Source organism: Sulfurimonas sp., assembly GCF_041563035.1.
Classification (GTDB): domain Bacteria; phylum Campylobacterota; class Campylobacteria; order Campylobacterales; family Sulfurimonadaceae; genus Sulfurimonas.
In genome coordinates, this window is sequence record NZ_JBFFNS010000024.1 from 1 (window position 1) to 24,094 (window position 24,094).

The following is a 24,094-nucleotide window of genomic DNA, read 5'->3' on the forward strand; positions in this document are numbered from 1 at the left end:
GTATCTAATGATGCTAGAAGATCATCTGTAAGTGCAACTGATAATGCAAATGATTCTACAAAAACTGTATCTAATGATGCTAGAAGATCATCTGTAAGTGCAACAGAAAATGCTAGTGATGCTAGTCACTCTTTAACTGAAAAAGAGTACTCAGATTACCAAAGATATAAAGCTTCTAAAAAATAGAAGTTTTTACGATTAGGGAGAGTATTTACTCTCTCTAATTTTTAAAAAATATATTTATTTGTGAAGCAAAATTTTGTTTTTATTTCACAAATAAATTTATACTAAGGTCTACACTTGAAAATAAACTTCACTAAATCTATGCTAATACCTACACTTATATGCTTAAACTTAACTACGCTTGATGCTGATCAAACTAAAACAATAATTGTAAAAGTACCTGAAGTACCTAAAGTACTTGCAAAAGTTCCAAATGTAAATATAATAACAGATAATGGTACGGAATATAAAAACAATCCTGACATAGAAGTTCCAAAGAAAAGCAATGCTATTGGTTCAAGTAAAAGAATACCGCCAAACTATAATAAGAAAGAGCATACTGAAATATTTAAAGATGTAAAATTTGGAGAAGTAAATAATTCTAGAGTCTCTGCATATCTTCAAACTGCCATAATTCCTAAAGAAGAACTAATTAAAAAGCTTACAGTAGCAAACTTTAAAGTACTATCTGAGTATAAAGTGGATAAAAAAGGTAAACTTACATCAATAGTATTTACAAATGATGATATGACTAAACTAGCTTCAAAAGATATGAGAGGTTTTGCAGGTTCACTTAGAATACTTATAGATAAACAAAACTCTCAAATCAGCATCTCTAATCCGCTATACGTGATGAAAGCTTTTATGCAGGATGAGTATAACGATAAGATTGCAAAAGAGACTCTATACAAATTACATTCAATTTTTAGTGACTTAAAAAACTCAAAAGACATAGTTAAGTTTGCCAGACTAAAAAGATACCACTTTATGGAGAATATGCCTTATTATAAAGATATGACAAAAGTTGCAACAGGTGATAATAAAACTCTTTTAGAAAAAGCTAAAAAATCTAAAAAAATAGTTTATGAGCATCACTTGGATAATGGTTCGGTGATCATCGGTGTTGAACTCTCAAGCAGAACAAGTAAGTTTGTTAAAAAAATAGGTTATCAGAACAGTGGATTACTTCCATATCCTATATTAATAGAGAATAACACAGCAAAGATACTTGCACCTAAATACTATATAGCAGTTATGTATCCTTTACTCTCCATGTCAGAGTTTATGACAATTGCAACTATTCCAGGAGCAATACAAAAAGATTGCGATAAGGTCTTCCGATAAGAGTGCTATAATACACTCAATAAATTATAAATCATTATTAGGAAGAACTATATGAACAACGAAGAACAGTTTACAAATCTATCAACTCTTTTAGGAAAAGGGAGAGACTGCTCACTTAGACTACTATGGCTGCTCTCAGTACCAATATTTCTATTTTTATTTGCAATTGCAGGATATGTAAAACTGATAAATTTTCATGTTGAAATTCACAGTGTCTTAATGATCGGTTCAATATTTGTTATATATATTTTCTTTATGAAACATAATGCTTACTATGCATCTTGTAAACTAAGAAGAAACTACGATGAAGTTCAAAACAACTTGATTAAATACATAAATAAGAATCTACTCTCTATTACTGGCATACAAAAGGCAAATGCCCCATTAGAAGATTTCCTACATGAAGAAGCAAAAAAGATGAGAAATGAAAACTTTTCTTCTATTGCCGCAGGAATATTTCCAACACTTGGTATCTTAGGTACATTTATTAGTATTGCTATATCCATGCCTGATTTCTCAGCACAAACTTCACAAGTTCTTGAAGAAGAAATTTCAAAATTATTAGGTGGAGTTGGTACTGCTTTTTATGTATCCATATATGGTATATTTTTATCTATCTGGTGGATATTTTTTGAAAAGAGCGGTATGAGTCGCTTTCAAAAAGATGCAAATATAATAAAAGAAGCAACACATGATTATTTTTGGCAAAAAGAAGAGATTGAACAAACATACTTTAGAAAAAGTATGGAAAATTTTGAAAAACTAAACAGCGTTTTTGACACATTTGCTTCTGGAGCCTTTGTTGAGAACCTAAACAAAGCACTGGCTCAAAGAATGAATATCTTTGAACAAATTATACAACAAGAACAAAAAGCGACAAACAGAGTCTCTAATATACTAGAAGATGGAGCTTCAAGGCTTGATATGATTGCATCCCAACAAAAAGACTTAGCTTCTATTTTTGAAAGAACAATAGATAAGTTTGAAAATTTTGCATCAAGCGTAGATAATCAACATAACACTCTTGATAAAGCTCATAATGCACTATCTTCTGAGTTTTCTCGTGCAGTTATGATAGCTGAAGTCCTCAGCGAGAATAGTGTTAAACTAAATGAAGCTCTGTCCAATATAAATGTACAAAGTGTACAAAATCTCTACAGTGGGGTAATTGACAATATTGAGTCAATGAAAAAAGATATAGACAAGATTGGCATCGGATTTGATGAGAAAATAGATAAATTTGATGGAAAGTTTTTAAATAAACTCCAAGAAGCACTAAAAATGATTGATGATGAAACGGCTACAATCGTTTCACAGATATCACAACTCAAACCTGATGGAAAATAGACCTAAATGCTAAAACAAGACAGAGATGAAAGTCAAAACTTCTGGGTGTCTTATGCCGATTTAATGGCTGGATTACTCTTTGTTTTCATACTTGTCGTCGGTGCTATTGTTGTAAAAACCCTGCTTATTCAAAGTGACCTGCAAACAATGCGCATAGACTTGGAAAAAGAAAAAAGTGCTCTAGAGATAAGTGAATCAGAACTCTCAAGCAAGAAAAAAAGACTTAGAGAATTAGTTGCAAAACTAAAAGCCTCAAGAGAAGAGAACATGGAGCTAACAATGCTCATAAGTAGACTTAAAAGTGAGACAGATGATTTAAAAGATGCCGTATCACTTCTAAATGCTTCCATAGTAGAAAATGCTTCTAAGCTATCTCTGAGCGAAAAAGAGATGCAACTTCTAAAAGAGTTACTTTTAGAGAGTGAAGAAGATGAAAATATGCTCAGATACAAGATAGATATTATAAACAAAGAACTAGATGATACAAAAGCAGAAGTAGTACAGCTTCAATCTTTTGTAAAAAATGCAGATGCCAGACATGAATTAGATAGCAGCTTCATAAAAATAAGAGATGAAGAGATAGCCCAACTGGAGAAAGCTCTTCTTCTTAAAAAAAGAGCTTATCAACAAGTAGTTGAAGATCTTGACATAACAAAATTAAAAATTAAAAATTTAACTGGTATTAAGATCTCTGTTGTTCAAAGACTTAAAAAGAAACTTGGAAACTCAATTGAAATAGATCCAAAAACCGGTTCGCTTCGTTTTTCATCAAATATTCTTTTTACTCAAGGCAAAGCTGAGCTCAAACCAAGCGCTAAAAAAGAACTTAGTCGTATTTTAGGTCGTTATATAGATGTACTACTAAACGATCCTAAAATGCGTCGTTATGTTGATCTTATCACTATAGAAGGTCATACAAATTCAGATGGCTCATATCTTTACAACCTTGACCTCTCACAGCAAAGAGCACTGGCTGTAATGAACTTTTTATATAACCAATATCCAAAGAACAGAGAACTGTTCAAAAAGTATCTTAGCGCAAGCGGTCGCTCTTTTGCTGAACCTATATTGGGTAAAAATAAAAAAGAAGATAAAGATGCTTCTAGAAGAATAGAAATCAAGTTTCGTATAAAAAGTGAAGATGCGGTAAGAGAGTTGATGAATTATTTAAACAAAAAAGAGACCTCCAATGCAAAATAAAGAACTTTTTTTTCGTCCAGTAAAGCTTCAATCACTGAGAAAACAGTTACAGTTAAGACTTGGAAGACGCAAAAAGTCAAGAGAATTGCTTCTTCCGCAAGAGAAAAGCAACTTTGTTGATAAGATGAAGAATGTTTTTAATACCTATCAGTAACGCATTGCTTCTTTTGATGGATTCTCAATAAACTCTATTACAGACGGATCCTGCTTTAAAGCTGTGATCTGAACCTCTTTATTCGGCTTTTTAATAAACCTGATTAGTTTTGCATCTTGACTAACAGCTAAGAGCTGAATTTCTTGATTTGGTTTATTTATATATCTAATTAACTCTGGATTATTTTTTATTGCTGATAGCTTATCTTCTTGTTTACAATCATTTATATTCTCTTTAATACAAGTTATATTTTTCACCTGTGTAGATTTAGAAGCACAAGCACTGAATAAAATACCAACAACTAAAACAGAAGCAGCTACACTAATAAAAATTTTCATATGTATCCTTATCTCTTAGTAACTTGAGAGTTTTCTACCCACATGTCTTTTTTGGCTTTTTTCCATTTTTTATCTATAAATAAGCCAGTTATTTTTACCCAGTTTAAGGTTTTTCTATTTGATGTAAACGAAGTGTCTTTTGTCCATAAACTTATCTGTTTTCCATTTGGTGAGTCATAAATCTTACTATCAGAGTTTAGACGAAAAGTGCTTGCTTTAGATATTTGCACTTCTTCTTTTAAGTCTGTATTTTCTTTTGGCATTAATTTAGGGAATGGATTGTAATCTATCTTCTTTACACAGAGAGGAAGAGATTTTATCTTTTTTGTGGTTTGAATAGATTCATTTTTAACTTTTTTTTTCAAAGCCAAGATATCATTATCTTTGGTTTTTAAAAGTTTTTGGTATTTTTGTATGATTTTTTCATTATTTGCTGCTGATTCGTTAAGGTATTCGACTTCAGCTTTTAAAATGATATTTTGCTGTCTTTGAGTTTTTAATTGCTTTTCATATTGATCTAATTTAGGATTGTTTTTATTAGATTTTACTACATTTGCTTTAAGAGTATCTCTACTCTTTAAACTGCTTTGACACTCTTCATACTTAGCACGAAGCTTAGTAATATCTTCTACAATAGATTCTATTCTTTTCATCTCATCTGCTTGTAAAAATGAGACTAATAAGATAGTAACAAAAAGAGCTTTCATAGAGTTACCTTTTAATTAATTTAACACCCATCTCAACATGATGAGTATATGGGAACTGATCAAAGAGAGCCATATCTATCACATCGTGGGTTTCACCTAAAATCTCCAAATCTCTTACTAAGGTCTCTGGATTACATGAAATATATAAAATATTATCATGTCTAGATGCAAACCTGCATGATGCTTCGTCCATTCCGCTTCTTGGAGGGTCAACAAAGATAGTGTTGATATTATATGAGTTAATATCTATCTCATTCATACGACGAAACCCTCTCTTTCCATCAAGAGCTTCTACAAACTCTTCAACACTCATGCGTACAAACTCTATATTGTGAACATCGTTTAAGATCATATTCTCTTTTGCCGCATTAATAGATGGTTTAGAGATCTCTGTAGCTAATACTTTGCTAAACTTCTTTGCAAATGGTATAGTAAAGTTACCGGCACCACAATAGAGTTCTAACAAATCTCCACCACAATCAGACAAACTCTTTAGAGACCAAGATATCATCTGCTCATTTACTTTAGAGTTTGGCTGAGTAAAGCTGTTTTCTATATATTTAAATCTAAATACTTCGTTCTCAATATTTAGATGCTCAGTAATATAGTCTTGTCCTACTATAAGCTTTTGCTTACGACTTCTGCCTATGATGTAGATGCCAAGTTCTTTTGCTATCTCAGTAGCTTTTACTTGCCAATACTCATCTAGTTTTCTATGATATATTAAAGAGACAACTATCTCTCCACTACTTGAACTTAAAAAATCTGCACCAAAAAGTTTAAAACCTATCTCTTTTTCTTTTATTGCTACTAGAAGCTTTGGCATCAGTGTATGAATAAATTTATTAACTTGAGGACAATCATCAACTAAAACAACACCTTTATGCTCTAAATGATTCATGCCATAATAAACATCATCTCCTTTATGCCATATCTTAAACTCACTTCTTGAGCGATAGTGAGAATCCGGTGATTTAAAAACTGAAATCTTTTTTTCATAAAAATTTAAAAATCTATCTCTATTTAGTTCTAGTTTTTCGTTAAGTTGTCCATCATAGCCATCTTCATATACTCTACAAGCACCACACTCTCCAAAATATTTACAATCCATATATTATCTATCCTACTTTATTGTTGCTATTAGGTTACCGATGAGTAAATTCCAGCCATCAATCAATACAAAAACAAGTATCTTAAAGGGCAGAGAAATCATTACAGGCGGGAGCATCATCATACCCATAGACATAAGTATAGATGCAACAACCATATCAATAACTAAAAATGGTAAAAAGAGTAAAAAGCCTATCTCAAAAGCGGTTTTCAGCTCACTAATCACAAAAGATGGAATAATCACAGAAAGAGGAACATCTGCAATAGTTGCCGGATTTTCCATATCTCTTATCCTAAAGAAAAGTGCCAAATCCTTCTCTCTTGTATTTCTTATCATGAAGTTTTTAAAAGGGAGTGCTGTTTTATCAAAAGCCTCTTCATACCCTATTTTCTCTTCTATGTAAGGCTTTATGCCATTGTCATAAGCTTGTTGTCCTATTGGCTCCATCACAAAAAATGTAAGTATCATTGCAAGCATAACAAGAAGTTGTGTTGGTGGCACTTGCTGTGTTCCAAGAGCTTGTCTTAAAAAACCAAAGACTATGACAAAACGAGTAAAAGTTGTCATAACAAGTATCATACTTGGAGCTAAAAAGAGAAGTGTAAGTGCGACTAAAACGTTTAGTGAACTTACCAGTTGCTGTGGAGTATCAGGCGCTGAAAGAGCAAAGTTCATAGTCGGTATATTTACCACTTCTGCTCCTAAAATAGAAACAAAAGCTAAAAGCATAATTGCAGGTTTTAACATTATTTACTCGTAGCCTTATCTAAGATAGAACTTTTGATTTTTTTCTCTTGATCTGACTTGCTACCATAGAAATGCAATTCGACTCTACGATTTTTTTCTCGTCCGGCTTTTGTTACATTTGTAGCCAATGGCTTATACTCTGCAAATCCTGCCGCACTGATTCTCTTTGGATCAACACCGTTTAGAAGTAGCTCTTGAAGAACTGATATTGCTCTAGCTGAAGAGAGTTCCCAGTTATCTTTAAAAACACTGTCCTTGCCAGGTCCTTGATTGTCCGTATGACCTTGAACGCTAACTTGCATCGTATTTGGCAACTCTTCTACTATAAGAGCAACTCTTTTAAGAAACAAAATTGCATCTTCATTCTCTATAGTTGCACTTCCTGACTTGAAAAGAAGTGAAGCAGGAAGTTCTATCACAAAACCTTCTTGTGCTTCTTCAACAGAGATAGCCGGTCCATGACCTTTTTCCATCATCTCATTTGCATCTATCACTGCTTGAGCAACTCTATTTACTGCGTCGCTACTCTCATCTTGAGCTTCAATAGGAGTAGATTCTTGAATACGTTGCTTAGAGATCTCAGTCTTTGTACCACCCTCTAAAACACTCATTGCACCGGATAGTGACCCGATAGCTTCAGAGATTTTCTTTGCATCCATACTTGACATCGATAGTAGTAAAACGAAGAAACACAATAGAAGAGACATCAAGTCGCCAAAAGCAGCTAGCCAACCAGGTAAACATCTCTCACATTCTGGACACTTTTTCTTAGCCATTAGTTATATCCAGCATTAATCAAATTGACTCACCCGATCTTTAGGAGCTAAGTAAGCCAACAGTTTAGCTTCTAGTACCCTAGGTGCATCTCCTGATTGAATAGACATAATTCCAGACAAAATCATCTCTTTAACCAATGTCTCTTCATCATTTCTAATACCTAATATGATAGCTATTGGTGTACCAACAACATTACCGATAATTGCACCATACATCGTTGTAAGTAACGCAACTGCCATAGATGGACCAATCGCTGATGGGTCTGCCATATTTAAGAGCATTGCAACAAGACCAATAAGTGTACCAACCATACCCATAGCACCTGCAAGGGCGGCCCAGTTACTAAACATAGAACCATTTATCTTATGACGTTCACTCGTCTGTTCCATATCTATCTCCAGCAGTTCACGAATAGTATCAGGCTCACTTCCATCAATTGCCATAGAGAGGCCTTTTTTTAAGAACTCATTAGGCTCAGCATTAACTTCACTCTCTAGAGCCAAGATGCCATCTTTTCTGGCTTTTGTAGCAAAATCAACAAGTTTTTTAATAAGCGAAGCTTCATCTTCTACAGTAGGCTTAACAGCTACCATAAATACCTTGGCAAAGCCTTTCATCTGCGATGGTTTGAAAGATATCATCAACGCACCAATACTACCACCAACAACAATTAAAACAGAGGGTATATCGATATATGCACCGACACCAACACCCATTGACATAGCACCCATAAGAAGAGCTAAAATCAGAACTATACCAACAACTGTACCTAAATCCATTCAAATACCTTAAAGACTAAATATTGAGCTTATAATACCACAAATAATATTATACAGCTATCATAAACGAAGAAATTCATTGAATTATGAATATTAAAACAGTACAATTACACAAATATTAGGGGAAGATCACATATGCTAGAACTTTTATACAAACAACCAAAAAGAAATGCTTATGTTCTCATAATAACTCTAGCTTTTTTCTCTGCAATTTACAACGCATTTTTACCACTTCACGGAGATGAAGCATACTACTGGATGTGGAGTCATCATCTCCAAACTGGGTACTATGATCATCCACCTTTTATAGCATATATGATATACCTTACAAACTTTATATCTCAAGCAGAGTGGGGAGTTAGACTTGTAAATGTATTTTCTATGAGTATCTCAGCTCTATATATTTTTAAACTCACATCTGAGATGTTTGATGAAAAAATTGCACTAAATGCACTGCTTATTTTTTCCAGTATTATATTAGTTCATGCCGGCTACATCATTACAACGCCTGACTCACCTCTTATCCTTTTTTACTCAATTACTCTTTACTACTCTTACAGAGCTATTTTCTATGGCAAAACTATAGACTATGCACTCACAGGAGTCTTTCTTGGGCTTATGATGCTTAGTAAATACACGGCTATTTTATTTGTTTTTAGTTTACTTATCTTCATAGTTATAAAAAGACGAGACATACTTTTAAGTGTGAACTTTTATTTGGCAATTATTTTATCTCTAATAGTTATCTCGCCTATGCTTTGGTGGAACTATCAAAATGATTGGATAAGCTTTGCGTTCCAACTAGGACATGGCACAACTGACACATTTGAAATAGATCCAAATCTATTTTTTGAGTTTTTAGGCGGTCAATTTGGCACTTTCTCTCCTGTTTTTGCAGGTGTTTTGTTTTACTATTTAATTAAAGAGAAAATCTACTACAAAAATGACAAACTACTATTTCTTTCACTTAGTACAGTAGTCGTTTTACTCTTTTTCTTTTACAAGAGTTTTTTCACTAGAATGGAGTTAAATTATACAGCCCCGGCATATATTTCCGGAGCAATATTGACTGCTTACCTGTTTGATCACTATAAGCTTGTAAAACTATTTAAAGTAGGTCTTGTTATTGCTATTATTTTAACGATTATAGGTCGCTTTGGATTTTTGTTTTATTTAGAGATTGTTCAAGATAGAATGTACGGAAATAAAGAGGCTGTAAAACTATTACAAACCCATGCCAAAAAAGGCGATAGTTTTTATGGTGACCACCTGACAATTGCCGCATATTTGAAGTATTATTTAAATGGGCATCCTGAGACTGATTTAGCAGTTCCCAGTAGATTTTCTCAATATGATATGTGGAGAGAGAAAGAATTTTTAAAAGATGGTTTAGTCTTAACTAGAGATCCTGAATTAAAAAATCTAAAAGCTAAGTATAATAATGTTGATCTTGTTGATAGTATCACTGTTAAAAAAGGTATTACAAAAACAAAAACTCTATATATCTACAGAGTTTCTGATGTCAAATAAAACATTAATACTATTTTAGATAAAATCACACTAATTCAAAATACGGTAAGAGATGAAAAATACAATCAAATTGATTATAACTATTGTTATGTTTTATTTTCTATTTCAGTATGTAGATTTTAAAAATCTCATCGAAATACTTGCCAAAAGCCACGGTGGGACAATCCTTATAGCCCTGCTCTTTCAACTTGGAAGTACCTATGTGGCAGCCTATAGATGGCGACTTATCATGAAACTTTTAGTTTTTAACGAAACAGTCTCTTATTATGTAAAAAGTTATTTTAAAGCTTCATTCTTCAACCAAGTCTTACCTAGCAGTATTGGTGGAGATGCTGTTCGTATCATTGATCTTACTCAAAAAGGCTATGATAAAAAAGATGCTTTTTATGGAGTCTTTGTAGATAGAGTCGTAGGGCTTGTAGGTCTTTTAGTTTTAAACCTTCTTGCTACAGTTATTTTCTTTGGTACATTTGATGAAGAGTTCTCACTTCTTATCATACTAATCACTCTTGGTGGCATCATCGGATTCACTCTTCTCTTTCACCTAGAAAAGATTAAATTTCTAGCAAAGTACAAAGGTTTAGATCTTTTTCACAGACTAGCCAGACGATTAAACAAACTATATGCAGACAGAACTCTTCTATATAAACATATAGCTATCTCTGTCGGAGTGCATCTATTGACGGTTCTATCTCTTTATGCTCTTGCTCTTAGCATTGACTTCCACATGTCATTTCAAATCTTTCTTATAGCTATTCCACCGGTATTTTTACTTACTATTGTTCCTATTTCACTTGCCGGATGGGGAATACGTGAAGGTGCCATGGTCGGTATATTTATGCTTGTAGGAGCAGATGAGACTAAAGTCTTAGCAATGAGTATTCTTTACGGACTGCTACTAATCATAGCTTCGATCCCAGGTTCATACTACTGGGTAAAAAGCAAACGTGCAACTTAAAAAACTAACAAATTAAAGGAATTATAACTATATGAATGTAGACACAATGAGAAATATCGACCACTATGCCGGTGTACCACTAACATTTTTAGGTACTATTATTAAAAAAACTGTTGATTTCTTTGTTCCACCTAAAAAGATAAAACCAAAAAATGTACTTCTTATAGAACTCTCCGAAATGGGTAGTGCAATCATTGTTGATCCTGCTATGAGAAAGCTAAAAGCAAACATCGAAGGTGAACTATTTTTTGTAATCTTTTCTAAAAACAAAGTGAGTCTGCAACTCCTTGAGACTGTAAAAGAAGAAAACATCTACACTATCGATGAGAGTTCTATTTTAAACCTTGCAACAAGTGCATTAGGCTTTTTAAGCTGGTGTCGTAAAAATAAGATTGATTCTGTTATAGATTTAGAGCTATTTTCTCGCTTTACTGCACTTCTTACTGCAACTTGTGGAGCTGTAAACCGTGTAGGATTTCATGCATTTCACAACGAAGGACTTTACAGAGGCGACTTCCTGACTAAAAAAGTTTCTTACAATGCTCATCAGCATATTGCAAAAAACTTCATATCTTTAGTTGATGCTCTTTTGAGTGAGAAACAGGAACTTCCATTTACAAAAAGAATCATCCCTGATGATGAGATTATAATAGCAAAAGCTACTATCAGCGATGAAGAAAAAGATGATGTAATTAGCATTATTTCTCATATATCTGAAGGCTTCGATAAAGATAAAAATCCAGTTATTTTAGTTAACTCAAATGCATCAGACCTTCTTCCTCAAAGAAGATGGGATAAAGAGAACTATGGTGATGTAATCAAGCTTATCTTAGACTACAACTCAGATACTGTTATCTTACTAACTGGTGCTCCGGCTGAAAAAGATGGTGCACAACTTTTAGCTGATTATGTAAAGAGTGATAGATGTATAAACTTTGCAGGTGCTGTTAAGTTCTTACAACTTCCAGCACTTTACAGTGTAAGTAAGTTCATGCTTACAAATGATTCCGGACCTGCTCACTTTGCTTCTATTACGGATATGCATACTTTTGTTTTATTTGGACCTGAGACTCCGGCACTTTACAGCTCACTTGGACCAACGACTCCTATCTATGCAGGTATGGCTTGTAGCCCATGTGTAAGTGCTTCTAACCATAGAAAAACACCATGTACAGACAACCAGTGTATACAGATTATTACTCCTGAGTGGGTATTTAACACTCTAAAACCAAAGCTTGATGAACTTAGCAAATAACCCACACAAAAACTTTTTATACTTCATTAGCTTCGTAGCCGTTTTACGGCTTACTCTAGCTCCATTTGTCGGGCTTGGAGTTGATGAAGCTCACTATGTACTTTACGCTCTAAATCTGGATCTTAGTTATTTTGACCATCCTCCTTTAGTTGGCTGGGTTCAGTATATTTTCACTTCTATTTTTGGAAGCGGAGAGTTTGGTGCTAGAGTTGCAGCCATCATCATTGGTTTTGTGACATCTATCTTTATATATCAACTTATATATGACATTAACAAAAACACTTCAGAAGCATTTATTGGAGTTTTAGCACTTCATGCCTCTTTTTTGTTTAATGCTCTATTTATCATGCTGATGCCTGATACTCTGCTATTTTTACTCATTCTGCCTATTATCTTTACAGTTATAGAGATTGAAAAAAACAACAAACTATCTGCTTGGATTTTACTTGGAGTACTTTTAGGTCTGGCGGGTCTTTCAAAGTATACGGCAGTTCTTTTTATAGTACCTATCATCATCTATGTTCTTATGAGAAAAAGATATGACCTTTTCATTACACCAAAGATAATTCCCTCAATTGCTATTGCTCTCATTATTATACTTCCTGTAATCATCTGGAATATTCAAAACGACTGGTCAAGCTTTGCTTATCAGAGCGCTCATGTTGTTGGAAGCAATACAATCAACTGGAATGGTTTTGTAAGTTCCATAGGAGCTCAAATAGGTGCATATAACCCATTCTTAGCTCCTCTTGCTTTTTATGGTTTATACAAAGCTCTACGTAGTGATAACTCCACTATCTTTCTTACAGCTCTCTTTGGTTTAGTAATGATTCTGTTTTTCACTTATGCATCTTTGTACAAAACTGCCCTACCTCACTGGTCAGCTCTTTTTTACATGCTTTTCATTCCTCTTGGAACATATTATATGCTTCAAGTATCTAAAAAATATCTAAAGTTCGCCATTGGTTTTGGGCTTATTCTAAGTACTATAGCTTACGCTGAGTTAGGTTTCAAATTTATCCCTCTTCCAGATCATCAATCACTTCACCGTGACATATATGGTTGGGATATAATCATGTCAAAAGCAAATGAGCATATCATAGATGCTTCAACACAAGCCTTAGCAGTAACAAACTGGACTTTGGCTTCTCGTGCTATATACTACAACCGTAATTACGACTCAAATATCTATCTCATAGATGATAGAAAAGATCAGTTTGATGTTTGGGAAAAAGAGAAACCTGTAGGTAAAGACTTAGTCATCATAAATACTCACTCATTTAAAAGAGATATAGATAAATATATGCAGTGTTCTAAAGTAATCAAACACAATAAATTTGATATAATGCTGAACAATTCAAAGGTAAATACCGTAGAACTTGTTACATGTAAAAACTATCAAGGGCTTAGATAGATGATTTTCTCAAAAAAAGCGTATATTGCGTATATATCAACTCTTATCCTCCTCATACTTCTATCTTATTTCACACTAGACTTACGTGTAGCTCACTATTTTGTAGCTAATGCAAAAACATATGAGCCTATAGGTGACTTCATTAGTATATTCGGTGAATCTCATTGGTATATAGGAACTGCTATTCTAGGATTTTTATTTTTTAAGTTCTACAAGAAAAATGAACTATACCAACAAAGATTTCTATTCTTACTTTACATCAATCTTTTCTCTGGAATAATAAGTCTAGTTCTAAAACAGCTTTTTGGCCGTATCAGACCATGGGGATTAAGAGATGGTAATGATGATTATGGATTTTTACTATTTCAAAATTGGGATATGAGTTTTATAGAGAAGATGAAGTATCATTTTACAACTTTAGCAGATGCTCCGACAACATATTCTTCATTTCCATCAGGACATACGACGACTGTATTTACAGCTTTTACATATCTAGTTATTTTATTCCCAAAGTATCTATACCTATGGTTAAGTCTTGCTATTGTTCTATCTTGCAGCAGACTGCTTGCAAATGATCATTTCGTCAGTGATATCTTAGCCGGTATTATGATTGGTACAATCTCAACTATGTTTATATACTCTAAATTAAGGAGAAAAATATGAAAACGTTTTTAAAAAAGACTCTGATTTTTATACTTGTTGTTGCTTCAATATATGGAGTCGGAAGACTTGGTGTAGTAACTTACGACAGTTATGTGCATGTACCAAGAGCTCCTTACACTGCCATGCAGACTCAAAACTCAGTGACTGTCAAGTGGAATAGCAATGAGTTTGAAGTTGGCTCATTGGAGTATGGTTTTTTCTCTGATTCACTTACAAAAAGTATAAAAGATGAGAAAAAGACTAAGAAGCACTCTATAACTATCTCAGGATTAAACGAGTGTACAAAGTACTATTATAAAGTTAATTCTAACTCACTAGATATAGACAATGAAGACAGAAGTTTTAAAACACTATGTAAAAATGCAGACTCTCAAAAAATCTGGATTATCGGAGATAGCGGAGAACCTGGTAAAGATCAGGACAGAGTTTACAAGCAGATGTTAAAACACATAGACAATGACTTTAACAAGCTTGATATGTGGGTTCTTCTTGGAGACAACGCTTATAGAAGCGGAACTCAAAAACAATATAATAAAAATATGTTTGAGCCATACAAAGAGCTTGTAAAAAGATTTACACCTTGGGCTATTATTGGTAATCATGATGCTAGAAGATGGGCTTTTTACAATATATTTGACTTCCCTACAAACGGTGAAAGCGGTGGTGAACCAAGCGGAAGTGAAAACTACTACTCTATAGACAACGGAAACCTGCACCTTGTAATGCTAGACTCTGAGATGCGCCGTATAGATGCCAACAGCGACATGGTTGCATGGCTTAGAAAAGATTTGAGTAAAAACACAAAACCTTGGGTTATAGTTGCTCTGCATACTCCTCCATACACAGATGGCGGACACAATTCAGACAGTGATTATGACAGTGGTGGGCGTATGAAGAAGGTAAGAGAAAACCTTGTTCCTATCTTTGATGAGTTTGGGGTCGACTTGGTTCTAAGCGGTCACTCCCATGATTATGAACGCTCTAAACTTATTGCAAAACATACAGGTAAAGGCAAAAGCTTCAACAAACAAAACATTATTCAAAATGCCAAGAGTTGTTACACTAAATCTATTAAACCCACAAAAGACAGCGGGACAATATATCAAGTTTGTGGCTCATCTTCTAAACTTGACCAAGCAGATCTTAAGCACCCTGCTCTACCTTTTGCATTTCAAGAGATGGGTTCTATCATTTTAGATATAACACCGACAACGCTAAGTTCAAAATTCATCAACATCGATGGAAAAATAATGGACGAATTTATAATCAAAAAAGACAACACTTCATGTGAAGGTAAAAAATGAATAAAGACCAAATAAGTATAGTTATTTTAGCTGCGGGAAAAGGCAGCCGTATGAAATCTCCAAAGGCAAAAGTTCTTCACAGCATCTGTGGAAAACCTATGCTTTACCATATCATCAAATCTTCTTTAGAAATATCAGACGATATCACTGTAGTTGTAGCTCACCAAAAAGATGCAGTCATAGAGCAGATCAGTTCTTTTTTTGAAAAGATCAACTTTGTTATCCAAGATGCAGACAACTTCCCTGGAACCGGTGGAGCTATGATGGGTATAAATCCTCAGCATGAAAAAGTATTAGTTCTAAATGGAGATATGCCTCTTATCACTTCAGATGCATTGAAAGGTTTCTTAACAACAGATGCTGATATTATCATGTCAATTTTTGATCTTGATGATCCGGACGGTTATGGTCGCGTTATCATAGAAGACGGTCATGTTCAGCGTATAGTAGAACAAAAAGATGCATCTGTTTCTGAATTAAAAGTAACAACTGTAAATGCCGGCATCTATGCATTTTCTAAAAGCGTAATAGAAAAATACATCCCACTTCTTAGCAATGATAACGTTCAAGAAGAGTACTATCTAACTGATGTAATATCTATGGCAAAAGCAGACTATTTAAATATATCTCCTCTTCTTGTAGATGAAGAGAAGTTCAAAGGTGTAAATTCTAAAAAAGACCTCTCAGATGCTGAAGTTATAATGCAAGACAAGATAAAAGCCCACTGGATGAATGCAGGCGTAATTATGCAGCTTCCTTCAACTATATACATCGAAGAAGGGGTTACTTTTGAAGGTGAGTGTATTATAGAAAACGGCTGTCGTCTTACAGGAAACACACTTATCCAAAACTCTCATATAAAAGCTGGAAGTGTAGTTGAAGATAGTATTGTTAAAAACTCAGATGTAGGACCACTTGCACATCTTCGCCCTGCTTCGTACTTGGAAGATACTCATATAGGAAACTTTGTAGAAGTTAAAAAGAGTTCTCTAAAAGGTGTAAAAGCCGGGCATCTAAGCTACATCGGAGATGCACAGATAGATGAGGGAACAAATATTGGTGCAGGTGTTATCACTTGTAATTACGACGGTATTAAAAAATACCAGACTATCATCGGTAAAAATGTTTTTATAGGAAGTGACTCTCAGTTAGTTGCACCTGTGCAGATAGAAGATGATGTTATGATAGCTGCAGGGACTACGGTTACAAGCGGTAAAATCGAGAAAGGTTCTCTCGCTCTCAGTCGAACAAAACTTAAAACTATAAAAGATTTTTACTACAAGTTTTTTAGAAAATAAGCAACTTTTTAAAATTACTACCTACTTAACTACTACATAATTCAAAATCATGTAGTAGTCTTGGAATAAAATTACTAATTATTGGATAAAATACATTTCAAATATAACAGTACTACTCTAAATATTATACTAAAACATTTAGGAATAACATGAATAATTCAACCCTACAAAATGTTGCCAACTCAAATCTACTGCAACTAATTATATTTGTCTTAGGCTTTGGTATAGAAAGCTTCTTTCTTGGTTTCTCTATTACCCTTCTCATTATTACAATAATTCATATTACTTTAGCCCTATATCTGCGCTCACAACTAATGATAGTTAAAGAGTCTGTTGAGGCTGTAACAGTATCTATGGATAAAGTAAGTCATGGTAACTTTGATACAGTTGCTCTGGAAATCGGTAAAGGTGAAACTTACGCATTAGGTCATGAGTTTAACTCTATGATGAAACAGTTAAGTAACTACATGGAAGAGACTACAAAAGCAGTTAGAATAGCTGAAGACACAAGTAAATCTTACTATGCAAATACAGATGGACTTAACAAAGTCTTTAAAGAAGCTGCAGATGCTATAAATCACTCGGTTAAAACTATTGAGGCTGGATATAAAGCACAGATAAGAGGAAACTTCACTGAAAAGCTGCATAACCTTGGTGGTGGTATTGCTCATGGTTTAACCCTGATTCAAAACAACCTTTTAACTAACTCTGATGAAGTAAACAGAATCTCTCAAATGTCAGAGAAAACATCTGTAGAAGCAAATGAAAGCTTGAACTCTATGAAAAGCGTATTGGAGATGTTTAACAGTTTAACTGAAAAAGTAGAAGCTACAAATGAAAACATTAACTCTCTATCTGAGAGATCAAATGAGATATCAGCTATTGCTGACATTATTAAAGATATTGCAGAACAGACCAATCTTCTTGCGCTTAATGCTGCCATAGAGGCTGCTCGTGCAGGTGAACATGGTCGTGGTTTTTCTGTTGTTGCAGATGAAGTAAGAAAACTGGCTGAGCGTACTCAAAAGTCAACTCAAGAGATATCTATAACTATTCAAACATTACAGCAAGAGACTCAGGAGATCCAGTCAAATGCAGGAGATATGTCAGAAATAGCGAGCAATGCAACTCACACTATTGATGAATTTGCAACTACATTAGAGGGCTTTCAAACTAACGCTCAAGACTCGGCAAAATATGCAAGCTTTATTCGTGATTCACTATTTATGGTACTTGTAAAAATTGACCATATTTTATTTAAATCAAATGCTTATGCATCTGTTATCGCTCAAAAAAGTGTATCTGAATTTAGCGATCACAAGCAGTGTCGTCTAGGTAAATGGTATATTAATGAAGGTAAAGCGAGATATGGACATACTAAAAACTTCTCAAGTATTGATGCTCCACATGCTCTAGTGCATAGAAATGTACATAAAAATATTAACTTGATAGATGAAGATAAAGTTCTTAGTAAAGAAAATGAAACTACTATTATCAATAACTTTGCTTCTATGGAAGAAGAGAGCAATAAACTATTTGCTATATTAGATGATGTTGTTAACGAACTAGATCCAACAAACAAGAGATAGATTTTATATAAATTTTACAAACTACAGCTACACTCTATAATATTTTATTATATTAAGGGGTGTAGCATATGTCTACAAAAAACTTTTCACTTTTAAACAAACTTCTCATAGCACTGATTCCAATCATACTTATTGCTTTTGTCATACTCTCATTTATCATGTATAAGCAAGTAGATTCCATAGAAAAAAGTATATACAACAAAGAGGAACGCACTCTGAAGAGTGACATTCAAAAAGACTTGAACACGAAACTAGAAGCACTGAAAAATATTGTTATCTCCATTTCCAACAATGGTCTTGTAGTAAACAGTATGTACGATGAAGACCGTGAATCTATCTTTAACGAGATATTTAAACTTAGAGAAGCTCTAACTGCAAATAAATCTTTTACAAACCCGCTTATACAAGTAGTTGATCTCATGAGCACATCATATGTCAAATCTTGGGATAAAAAGGCTTACGGTGCAGATGTCGGTATGCGTAACAGTATCAAAGTAGTTCAAAAAGAGATGATACCGTTTATCGGCTCAGAAGTAACCAGAGGCGGTCTGATGATGGTTGCGACTGCACCTCTTATGTATGTTGTAGAAGAAGAAGAAAAAGAGTACATAGGAAGTGTTGATTTTATATCGCGGTTCAACACACTTATCTACAAAAAAAACGACCCGCAAGATACTCGTGACCTGCTTATACTTGTAGATAAAAAGTACCTTGAAACGGCAAATTATATAAAAGACCCTACTATTATCGGCTCATACTATGTTGACCATGCAGATGACAAACCAGACCAGGCATTCTTGGATGCTGCATCTGCTATTGACCTTGAGCTATTAAAAGAAGAAGGTCACATAAATGATAAAAAGTACTTTTATACATACGAAAACATCAAAGACAATGATGGAAAAAACATAGGTATCTTTCTCTTGGCAAAACCTCTAGATGAAGTAAAAGCAACAGCAAAAGAGGCAAGTGAAGCACTTATCTTCCTTATAAGTATATTTTTTGTCGCGATTATTATTATTTTAATCATTCTGATTTTAGCAACCAAAGCACTGATACTATCTCCACTTGATGAACTCTCAGGCATCGCTAAAGAGATTTCAAGCGGCAGAGGAGATCTCACAAAAAGACTTGTAGAGAAATCAAATGATGAGATAGGAAAGACTTCAAACTACTTCAACCGCTTTATAGAAAAAGTACAAGATATGGTTTCAAAAGTTATGCTCTCTGGACAAAAGACATATGAAGACGTTGAGGGTGTTACTCAAAACCTAGTTCAGATAAATGAACGTATGAGTCAAGAGAGAGACTTTCTTCATATGGCTACTAACTTAGGTGCAGATGTTCAAAACATACTTAAAGAGTCACTGGATGATTCCATCGAGACAAGCAAGAAAGTAAACCTTGCAGTTGAGAACCTCTCGTGCGCACACGATGACATCATAAAACTTGTAGCATCTGTAAACAGCGTCTCCGAGAAAGAGAATGAGATAGCACACTCACTTGCCGAACTAAGCAAAGATGCTGAAAATGTAAAATCGGTTCTAAACATCATAGTAGATATTGCAGAGCAGACAAACCTTCTTGCACTAAACGCAGCCATAGAAGCGGCTCGTGCCGGTGAGCATGGGCGTGGTTTTGCAGTGGTTGCAGATGAAGTAAGAAAGCTTGCAGAACGTACACAGAAGTCTCTTACTGAGATAAATGCAACCATAAATGTCATAGTCCAGTCCATAGTTGACTCTAGCACTCAAATAGATAAAAATGCAAAGTCAGTTGTACAACTGGTAGAACACACTTCAAATGTAAAAGATAAGATACTAGATAGTACTGAGTACATCCAAGAGGCATCTGTAATGGCGAAAAACTCAGAAAATGTTTCAAAGAACTTAGCTCAAAACACTAGAAACATCATACAAAATATTGACGATGTTGACAAGCTTTCTACTCAGAACAAAGTCTCACTTGAGGAGATAGAACTAAAGGTCAAAAAAGTACAAGAGAGCGCTCACGACTTAAACGAGCAGCTGGGACTATTTAAAGTTCAGTAAATATTAGCTATCATATCCTAATTAATTTTGTTAATTAGGATTTCTGTGAACATACTACATTTTAGCGATACTCACCTAGGGTACAACGACTTAGACATTTTAAACGAAGAAAACATCAACCAAAGAGAGGCGGACTTTTATGACGCTTTCTCTCAGGTAGTAGAGCAGATACAAGTTAGCAAACCTGACTACATCATCCACACCGGAGACCTCTTTCACAGAGCTAGTCCATCTAACCGTGCTATTACATTTGCACTAGAGCAGTTTAGAGTCATAGATGCACTGAATATTCCTTTTATCATCATTGCCGGAAACCACTCAACACCTAGAACAAACCTAAGCTCACCTATACTAAAGATATTTGAGAGTTTTAAAAACGTATATGTCTCTTACAACCAAGAGTACAAAAAAGTAGAGTTTGAAGATGTTGTGTTTCACACCCTCCCCCACATGAATGACGACTCAAAAGCATTAGAGCAGATAGAACTTTGCGAGTCAAACATAGATGCAGATAAAAAGAACATCATGATGATGCACTGTTCTGTCGGAGCTTGGTACTTGATGCAGGAGTTTGGCGAGTGGGTTTATCCTACTGACAAAGAGTATATATTTGAAAAAATGGACTATGTAGCTCTTGGTCACTGGCACGGATTTGGTCAAGTAGGCAAACATGAAAACGTTTACTACAGCGGTTCAACCGAGAGAACAAGCCTAAATGACAAACGAAACTCAAAAGGCTTCATAGAACTAACTCTAAATGGCTCTCTAAGCGTAAACTACAAAGAGATAGACATACGACACATCATAAGTAAAGAAATCGACTGTGAGGCTTATGAGAGCTCTTTAGCATCTCTAGATGCGACTGACACCAAAGATGCAATAGTCGAAGTAAGACTAAAAAACCTTACAGCCCTGCAATCCATAGACATTCAAAACTCAGACATTAAAGAAGTATTTACAGATGCTATGAGCGTTAGTATTAAAAGAGAGTTCAGAAGAGATGCAAATGAAACAGAAGTCGTAGATGCCGAGGCTATAAGCCTTGAAGAGTTCTTTTTAGAACACATAAAAGAAGATGCAAATGAAGAAGAGTTTGACAGACTAAAAGGAAAAGTACAAGAACTATTTGCACACTATGAGGAGTCTAGCGATGATACTATCTAAACTGCATCTGGAAAACTTCAAAAAGTACACAACATACGACATAGAGTTTGGCGAAGGACTTGTCGGGATCATCGGTAAAAACGGTAGCGGAAAGTCTACAATATTTGAAGCCATACTCTTTGCTCTTTATGGAGAGTTTAAAAGCAGAGGTGCAAAAGACGTAGTGCGAAATGCCAACGCATCCACCAAAGATGCAGTAGTCGTAGAACTTGACTTTGAGTTTGAAAGCGTTGAGTACAAAGTGCAAAGAGAGTTTCGCGGAAAAGCTCTAAGTGCAAACGCAAAGTTCTTTAAAAACGGTGAGCTTACAACTACGGGAGCAAAAGAAGTAACTTCTGCGATAGTCAAGCTGACAGGTATGAGCAAAGACTCGTTTATGCACACACTCTTTGCATCTCAAAAAGAGCTGACAAGCCTAAGCACTCTTAAAAACGAAGACCGTAAAAAAATGATACGAAAACTTCTGGGACTTGAAAAGATAGACTTCGTAGAAAAAGAGCTCGTGGAGAAAAGCCGCTCACTTGGACGGGAGATAAATGCATTTGCCGAAGTACTTCTTGGCAAAGACGAGATAAAAGCAAAACAAGAGCAGATAAAAACGAACAAAGCTTCCAAAGAGACTTTTGCCAAAGATGCAGAGCTAAAGACAAAAGAGCTAGAAGCCATCAAACTGCAGGAGCAAAAACTAAAAAAAGAGCTTGAAGTATTTGCAAAGACCAAAGAGCAGAAACAGAAACTTTTTTCTGAGTTTGAACTCATAAGAAACAGCAAAAGCATAGAACTCATAAACGAAGCAAAGCTCATAGCCGAAAACCATGAGCTCGAACACAAACAAGAAAAGCTAAAAAAACTCTCCAATGTAAAACCAGAGTATGCTTCTTTGCAAGAGCAGCTAAAAGCTCAGGAAAGACTAAAAGAGTTCCACCTGAAAAAAGAGGGACTGACCAAAGAACTGGTACAACTAAGAGAGCAATACACCAAAAGCAAATCTGACATTCACACTTTGGAAAAAGCGTGTGAAAACTACGATGATCTTCTTTTCAATGCAAAAAACATGGAACTGACTCTAGGAATGCTTCAAGAGAGCATAAACTCCAGACACACCATAGAAAACGAACTCAAAGCCGAGATATCAGGCGAGCAAAAACAGATAGACATCACAAACGAGAAAATCGCAAAACTCAAAGAGCTCGGTAGTGACTCCGCCTGTCCGACCTGTACAAGACCGCTTTTAGAAGAGTATGACAATGTCATAAACTCTCTTGTCTCAGTCGTAAACAACACTCACCAAAAAAAGATTGACGAGTACAAAAAACAACTGCAAAACGTATTGAGCCAAAAAGCCGCATTTGAGGCAGATAAAAAGCTCAAAGACAAAGAGTTTTTGGAACTAAAAACCAACATTAAAGTAACAGAAAGCAAACTAAAAGACCTAAAAACAGCACAAGAGCACTTCAAACAGGTAGAGCAAAAAGGCATAAAAAACAAAGAAGAGCTAAAAGAGCTGGAACAGTACTCTTACGATGAGAAAGTCCACGAGAACGTAAGAAACAACTTTACTATTCTGGAACCGCAGTACAAACATGTAATGAGCCTTGAGACAGAGCTAAAGAGGATGCCGCTTGTAAAAAGCGAACTTGAGAGTATCATCAAAAAAGTAGAAAAACTTGATGCCGAGGAAAAGGCAAAAGAAAAAGAGTTTCAACTTGTGATATATGAAGATGTAAAGCATAAATATACACTTGAAGAGCATGAGGGCATACTCAAGACCATTGATTCAAAGACAACTATACTAAACGATATAAAAGTAGCCATAGCATCTATAGTCGGAGAGATAAAGACCATACAAAACTCTCTGGACAACAACGACACCCAACTAAAAAAAGTACAAACAAAAAAAGATGACCTAAGAGACTACGAGAAGATAAAGCTGAGCCTATCAGAGTTCAAGACAAAACTAAACGCAAAAGTAGCACCTCGCATCTCTAAGCTGGCATCTGAGATGTACTCTCAAATAACAAAAGGCAGATACCAACACATAGAAGTAAGCAACGACTTCGACTTTTTCATCTACGATGAGGGCAAAAAGTACCCCATAGAACGTTTCAGCGGTGGAGAGATAGACCTGGCAAACTTGGTACTTCGCATCGCCATAAGTAAAACTCTCACTGAACTAAGCGGAGCAAGTAGCATAGGATTTTTAGCGTTTGATGAAGTCTTCGGAAGTCAAGATGAAGCAAGACGCATGGAGATACTAGAAGCGTTTCACACCATAAAAGAGCAATACAGACAGATATTTTTGATATCTCACGAAATGGAGATAAAAGAGATGTTTGAACGGGTTGTGGAGTTATAGGGTAA

General features: G+C 34.9%; 21 protein-coding genes and 2 pseudogenes. 17 read left to right on the plus strand and 6 right to left on the minus strand.

Features of this window, described 5'->3' with window-relative positions; all coding sequences use genetic code 11:
* The 5 genes and pseudogenes from ABZC13_RS12265 to ABZC13_RS12285 form a co-directional block, all read left to right on the plus strand.
* A pseudogene (locus ABZC13_RS12265) lies at positions 1-186 on the plus strand (hypothetical protein); the annotation flags it as partial.
* Positions 187-300: 114 nt separating this feature from the next.
* A complete protein-coding gene (locus tag ABZC13_RS12270; RefSeq protein ID WP_373004281.1) occupies positions 301-1,347 on the plus strand; it encodes a hypothetical protein in 1,047 nt (348 codons plus the stop codon).
* Between the two features lie 51 nt (positions 1,348-1,398).
* Positions 1,399-2,694, plus strand: a complete 1,296-nt coding sequence (locus ABZC13_RS12275) for a MotA/TolQ/ExbB proton channel family protein (RefSeq protein WP_373004283.1) — start codon at positions 1,399-1,401, stop codon at positions 2,692-2,694.
* A 6-nt stretch (positions 2,695-2,700) separates the two neighbouring features.
* Complete coding sequence (locus tag ABZC13_RS12280; RefSeq protein ID WP_373004287.1) at positions 2,701-3,894, plus strand: OmpA family protein; 1,194 nt, start codon at positions 2,701-2,703, stop codon at positions 3,892-3,894.
* Positions 3,884-4,048, plus strand: a complete 165-nt coding sequence (locus ABZC13_RS12285) for a hypothetical protein (protein WP_373004290.1) — start codon at positions 3,884-3,886, stop codon at positions 4,046-4,048. The genes ABZC13_RS12280 and ABZC13_RS12285 overlap by 11 nt, the downstream gene beginning before the upstream one ends.
* Here ABZC13_RS12285 and ABZC13_RS12290 read toward each other — a convergent pair.
* The 6 genes from ABZC13_RS12290 to ABZC13_RS12315 are packed head-to-tail and all read right to left on the minus strand — an operon-like array spanning position 4,042 to position 8,507.
* Positions 4,042-4,386 carry a hypothetical protein gene (locus ABZC13_RS12290; RefSeq protein WP_373004293.1) on the minus strand — a complete coding sequence of 115 codons (345 nt, stop codon included), beginning with the start codon at positions 4,384-4,386 and terminating at the stop codon, positions 4,042-4,044. The genes ABZC13_RS12285 and ABZC13_RS12290 overlap by 7 nt on opposite strands.
* 8 nt (positions 4,387-4,394) lie before the next feature.
* Positions 4,395-5,093, minus strand: a complete 699-nt coding sequence (locus ABZC13_RS12295; RefSeq protein WP_373004295.1) for a hypothetical protein — start codon at positions 5,091-5,093, stop codon at positions 4,395-4,397.
* 4 nt (positions 5,094-5,097) lie between these two features.
* Positions 5,098-6,204 carry a tRNA (uridine(54)-C5)-methyltransferase TrmA gene (gene trmA, locus ABZC13_RS12300; protein WP_373004298.1) on the minus strand — a complete coding sequence of 369 codons (1,107 nt, stop codon included), beginning with the start codon at positions 6,202-6,204 and terminating at the stop codon, positions 5,098-5,100.
* 12 nt (positions 6,205-6,216) lie between these two features.
* Positions 6,217-6,951: a flagellar type III secretion system pore protein FliP gene (gene fliP / locus ABZC13_RS12305; RefSeq protein ID WP_373004302.1), complete on the minus strand. Its 735-nt coding sequence runs from the start codon at positions 6,949-6,951 to the stop codon at positions 6,217-6,219.
* Entirely contained in the window at positions 6,951-7,727 is a 777-nt protein-coding gene (locus ABZC13_RS12310) for an OmpA family protein (protein ID WP_373004306.1), read from the minus strand. The genes fliP and ABZC13_RS12310 overlap by 1 nt, the downstream gene beginning before the upstream one ends.
* A gap of 15 nt (positions 7,728-7,742) precedes the next feature.
* On the minus strand, positions 7,743-8,507 hold the full coding sequence (locus tag ABZC13_RS12315) for a motility protein A (protein WP_373004309.1): 765 nt from the start codon (positions 8,505-8,507) through the stop codon (positions 7,743-7,745).
* A 135-nt stretch (positions 8,508-8,642) separates the two neighbouring features.
* On the opposite strand from ABZC13_RS12315, the gene ABZC13_RS12320 reads away from it, so the two are divergent.
* The 12 genes and pseudogenes from ABZC13_RS12320 (at position 8,643) to ABZC13_RS12375 (ending at position 24,089) form a co-directional block, all read left to right on the plus strand.
* Positions 8,643-10,037 (plus strand): ArnT family glycosyltransferase, encoded by a 1,395-nt coding sequence (locus tag ABZC13_RS12320; RefSeq protein WP_373004312.1) that lies wholly within the window; start codon positions 8,643-8,645, stop codon positions 10,035-10,037.
* Between the two features lie 52 nt (positions 10,038-10,089).
* Positions 10,090-10,995, plus strand: coding sequence for a lysylphosphatidylglycerol synthase transmembrane domain-containing protein (locus tag ABZC13_RS12325; RefSeq protein WP_373004315.1), 906 nt, complete (start codon positions 10,090-10,092; stop codon positions 10,993-10,995).
* A gap of 31 nt (positions 10,996-11,026) precedes the next feature.
* The gene (locus ABZC13_RS12330) at positions 11,027-12,250 is read left to right on the plus strand and encodes a glycosyltransferase family 9 protein (protein WP_373004318.1); all 1,224 of its coding nucleotides are present in this window, start codon (positions 11,027-11,029) and stop codon (positions 12,248-12,250) included.
* Entirely contained in the window at positions 12,234-13,664 is a 1,431-nt protein-coding gene (locus tag ABZC13_RS12335; protein ID WP_373004321.1) for a glycosyltransferase family 39 protein, read from the plus strand. Before ABZC13_RS12330 ends, ABZC13_RS12335 begins: the two co-directional genes overlap by 17 nt.
* Positions 13,665-14,327: a phosphatase PAP2 family protein gene (locus ABZC13_RS12340; protein ID WP_373004324.1), complete on the plus strand. Its 663-nt coding sequence runs from the start codon at positions 13,665-13,667 to the stop codon at positions 14,325-14,327.
* Complete coding sequence (locus ABZC13_RS12345) at positions 14,324-15,631, plus strand: purple acid phosphatase family protein (RefSeq protein ID WP_373004327.1); 1,308 nt, start codon at positions 14,324-14,326, stop codon at positions 15,629-15,631. The genes ABZC13_RS12340 and ABZC13_RS12345 overlap by 4 nt, the downstream gene beginning before the upstream one ends.
* Positions 15,628-16,929 (plus strand): bifunctional UDP-N-acetylglucosamine diphosphorylase/glucosamine-1-phosphate N-acetyltransferase GlmU, encoded by a 1,302-nt coding sequence (glmU, locus tag ABZC13_RS12350; RefSeq protein ID WP_373004329.1) that lies wholly within the window; start codon positions 15,628-15,630, stop codon positions 16,927-16,929. The genes ABZC13_RS12345 and glmU overlap by 4 nt, the downstream gene beginning before the upstream one ends.
* 797 nt (positions 16,930-17,726) lie before the next feature.
* Positions 17,727-18,080, plus strand: a pseudogene (locus ABZC13_RS12355) (methyl-accepting chemotaxis protein); the annotation flags it as partial.
* A gap of 75 nt (positions 18,081-18,155) precedes the next feature.
* Entirely contained in the window at positions 18,156-18,518 is a 363-nt protein-coding gene (locus ABZC13_RS12360) for a CZB domain-containing protein (RefSeq protein WP_373004370.1), read from the plus strand.
* A 68-nt stretch (positions 18,519-18,586) separates the two neighbouring features.
* Positions 18,587-20,569, plus strand: coding sequence for a methyl-accepting chemotaxis protein (locus tag ABZC13_RS12365; RefSeq protein WP_373004332.1), 1,983 nt, complete (start codon positions 18,587-18,589; stop codon positions 20,567-20,569).
* A gap of 45 nt (positions 20,570-20,614) precedes the next feature.
* The gene (locus ABZC13_RS12370) at positions 20,615-21,733 is read left to right on the plus strand and encodes an exonuclease SbcCD subunit D (protein WP_373004335.1); all 1,119 of its coding nucleotides are present in this window, start codon (positions 20,615-20,617) and stop codon (positions 21,731-21,733) included.
* Positions 21,720-24,089 carry an AAA family ATPase gene (locus tag ABZC13_RS12375; protein ID WP_373004339.1) on the plus strand — a complete coding sequence of 790 codons (2,370 nt, stop codon included), beginning with the start codon at positions 21,720-21,722 and terminating at the stop codon, positions 24,087-24,089. The genes ABZC13_RS12370 and ABZC13_RS12375 overlap by 14 nt, the downstream gene beginning before the upstream one ends.
* Positions 24,090-24,094 lie beyond the last annotated feature (5 nt).

What these genes read in the sequence shown, in the direction of transcription:
- ABZC13_RS12275 (WP_373004283.1), top strand. Translation starts at nt 1,399, where the DNA reads ATGAACAACGAAGAACAGTTTACAAATCTATCAACTCTTTTAGGAAAA.
- ABZC13_RS12280 (WP_373004287.1), top strand. Translation starts at nt 2,701, where the DNA reads ATGCTAAAACAAGACAGAGATGAAAGTCAAAACTTCTGGGTGTCTTAT.
- ABZC13_RS12285 (WP_373004290.1), top strand. Translation starts at nt 3,884, where the DNA reads ATGCAAAATAAAGAACTTTTTTTTCGTCCAGTAAAGCTTCAATCACTG.
- ABZC13_RS12290 (WP_373004293.1), bottom strand. Translation starts at nt 4,386, where the DNA reads ATGAAAATTTTTATTAGTGTAGCTGCTTCTGTTTTAGTTGTTGGTATT.
- ABZC13_RS12295 (WP_373004295.1), bottom strand. Translation starts at nt 5,093, where the DNA reads ATGAAAGCTCTTTTTGTTACTATCTTATTAGTCTCATTTTTACAAGCA.
- trmA (WP_373004298.1), bottom strand. Translation starts at nt 6,204, where the DNA reads ATGGATTGTAAATATTTTGGAGAGTGTGGTGCTTGTAGAGTATATGAA.
- fliP (WP_373004302.1), bottom strand. Translation starts at nt 6,951, where the DNA reads ATGTTAAAACCTGCAATTATGCTTTTAGCTTTTGTTTCTATTTTAGGA.
- ABZC13_RS12310 (WP_373004306.1), bottom strand. Translation starts at nt 7,727, where the DNA reads ATGGCTAAGAAAAAGTGTCCAGAATGTGAGAGATGTTTACCTGGTTGG.
- ABZC13_RS12315 (WP_373004309.1), bottom strand. Translation starts at nt 8,507, where the DNA reads ATGGATTTAGGTACAGTTGTTGGTATAGTTCTGATTTTAGCTCTTCTT.
- ABZC13_RS12320 (WP_373004312.1), top strand. Translation starts at nt 8,643, where the DNA reads ATGCTAGAACTTTTATACAAACAACCAAAAAGAAATGCTTATGTTCTC.
- ABZC13_RS12325 (WP_373004315.1), top strand. Translation starts at nt 10,090, where the DNA reads ATGAAAAATACAATCAAATTGATTATAACTATTGTTATGTTTTATTTT.
- ABZC13_RS12330 (WP_373004318.1), top strand. Translation starts at nt 11,027, where the DNA reads ATGAATGTAGACACAATGAGAAATATCGACCACTATGCCGGTGTACCA.
- ABZC13_RS12335 (WP_373004321.1), top strand. Translation starts at nt 12,234, where the DNA reads ATGAACTTAGCAAATAACCCACACAAAAACTTTTTATACTTCATTAGC.
- ABZC13_RS12340 (WP_373004324.1), top strand. Translation starts at nt 13,665, where the DNA reads ATGATTTTCTCAAAAAAAGCGTATATTGCGTATATATCAACTCTTATC.
- ABZC13_RS12345 (WP_373004327.1), top strand. Translation starts at nt 14,324, where the DNA reads ATGAAAACGTTTTTAAAAAAGACTCTGATTTTTATACTTGTTGTTGCT.
- glmU (WP_373004329.1), top strand. Translation starts at nt 15,628, where the DNA reads ATGAATAAAGACCAAATAAGTATAGTTATTTTAGCTGCGGGAAAAGGC.
- ABZC13_RS12360 (WP_373004370.1), top strand. Translation starts at nt 18,156, where the DNA reads ATGGTACTTGTAAAAATTGACCATATTTTATTTAAATCAAATGCTTAT.
- ABZC13_RS12365 (WP_373004332.1), top strand. Translation starts at nt 18,587, where the DNA reads ATGTCTACAAAAAACTTTTCACTTTTAAACAAACTTCTCATAGCACTG.
- ABZC13_RS12375 (WP_373004339.1), top strand. Translation starts at nt 21,720, where the DNA reads ATGATACTATCTAAACTGCATCTGGAAAACTTCAAAAAGTACACAACA.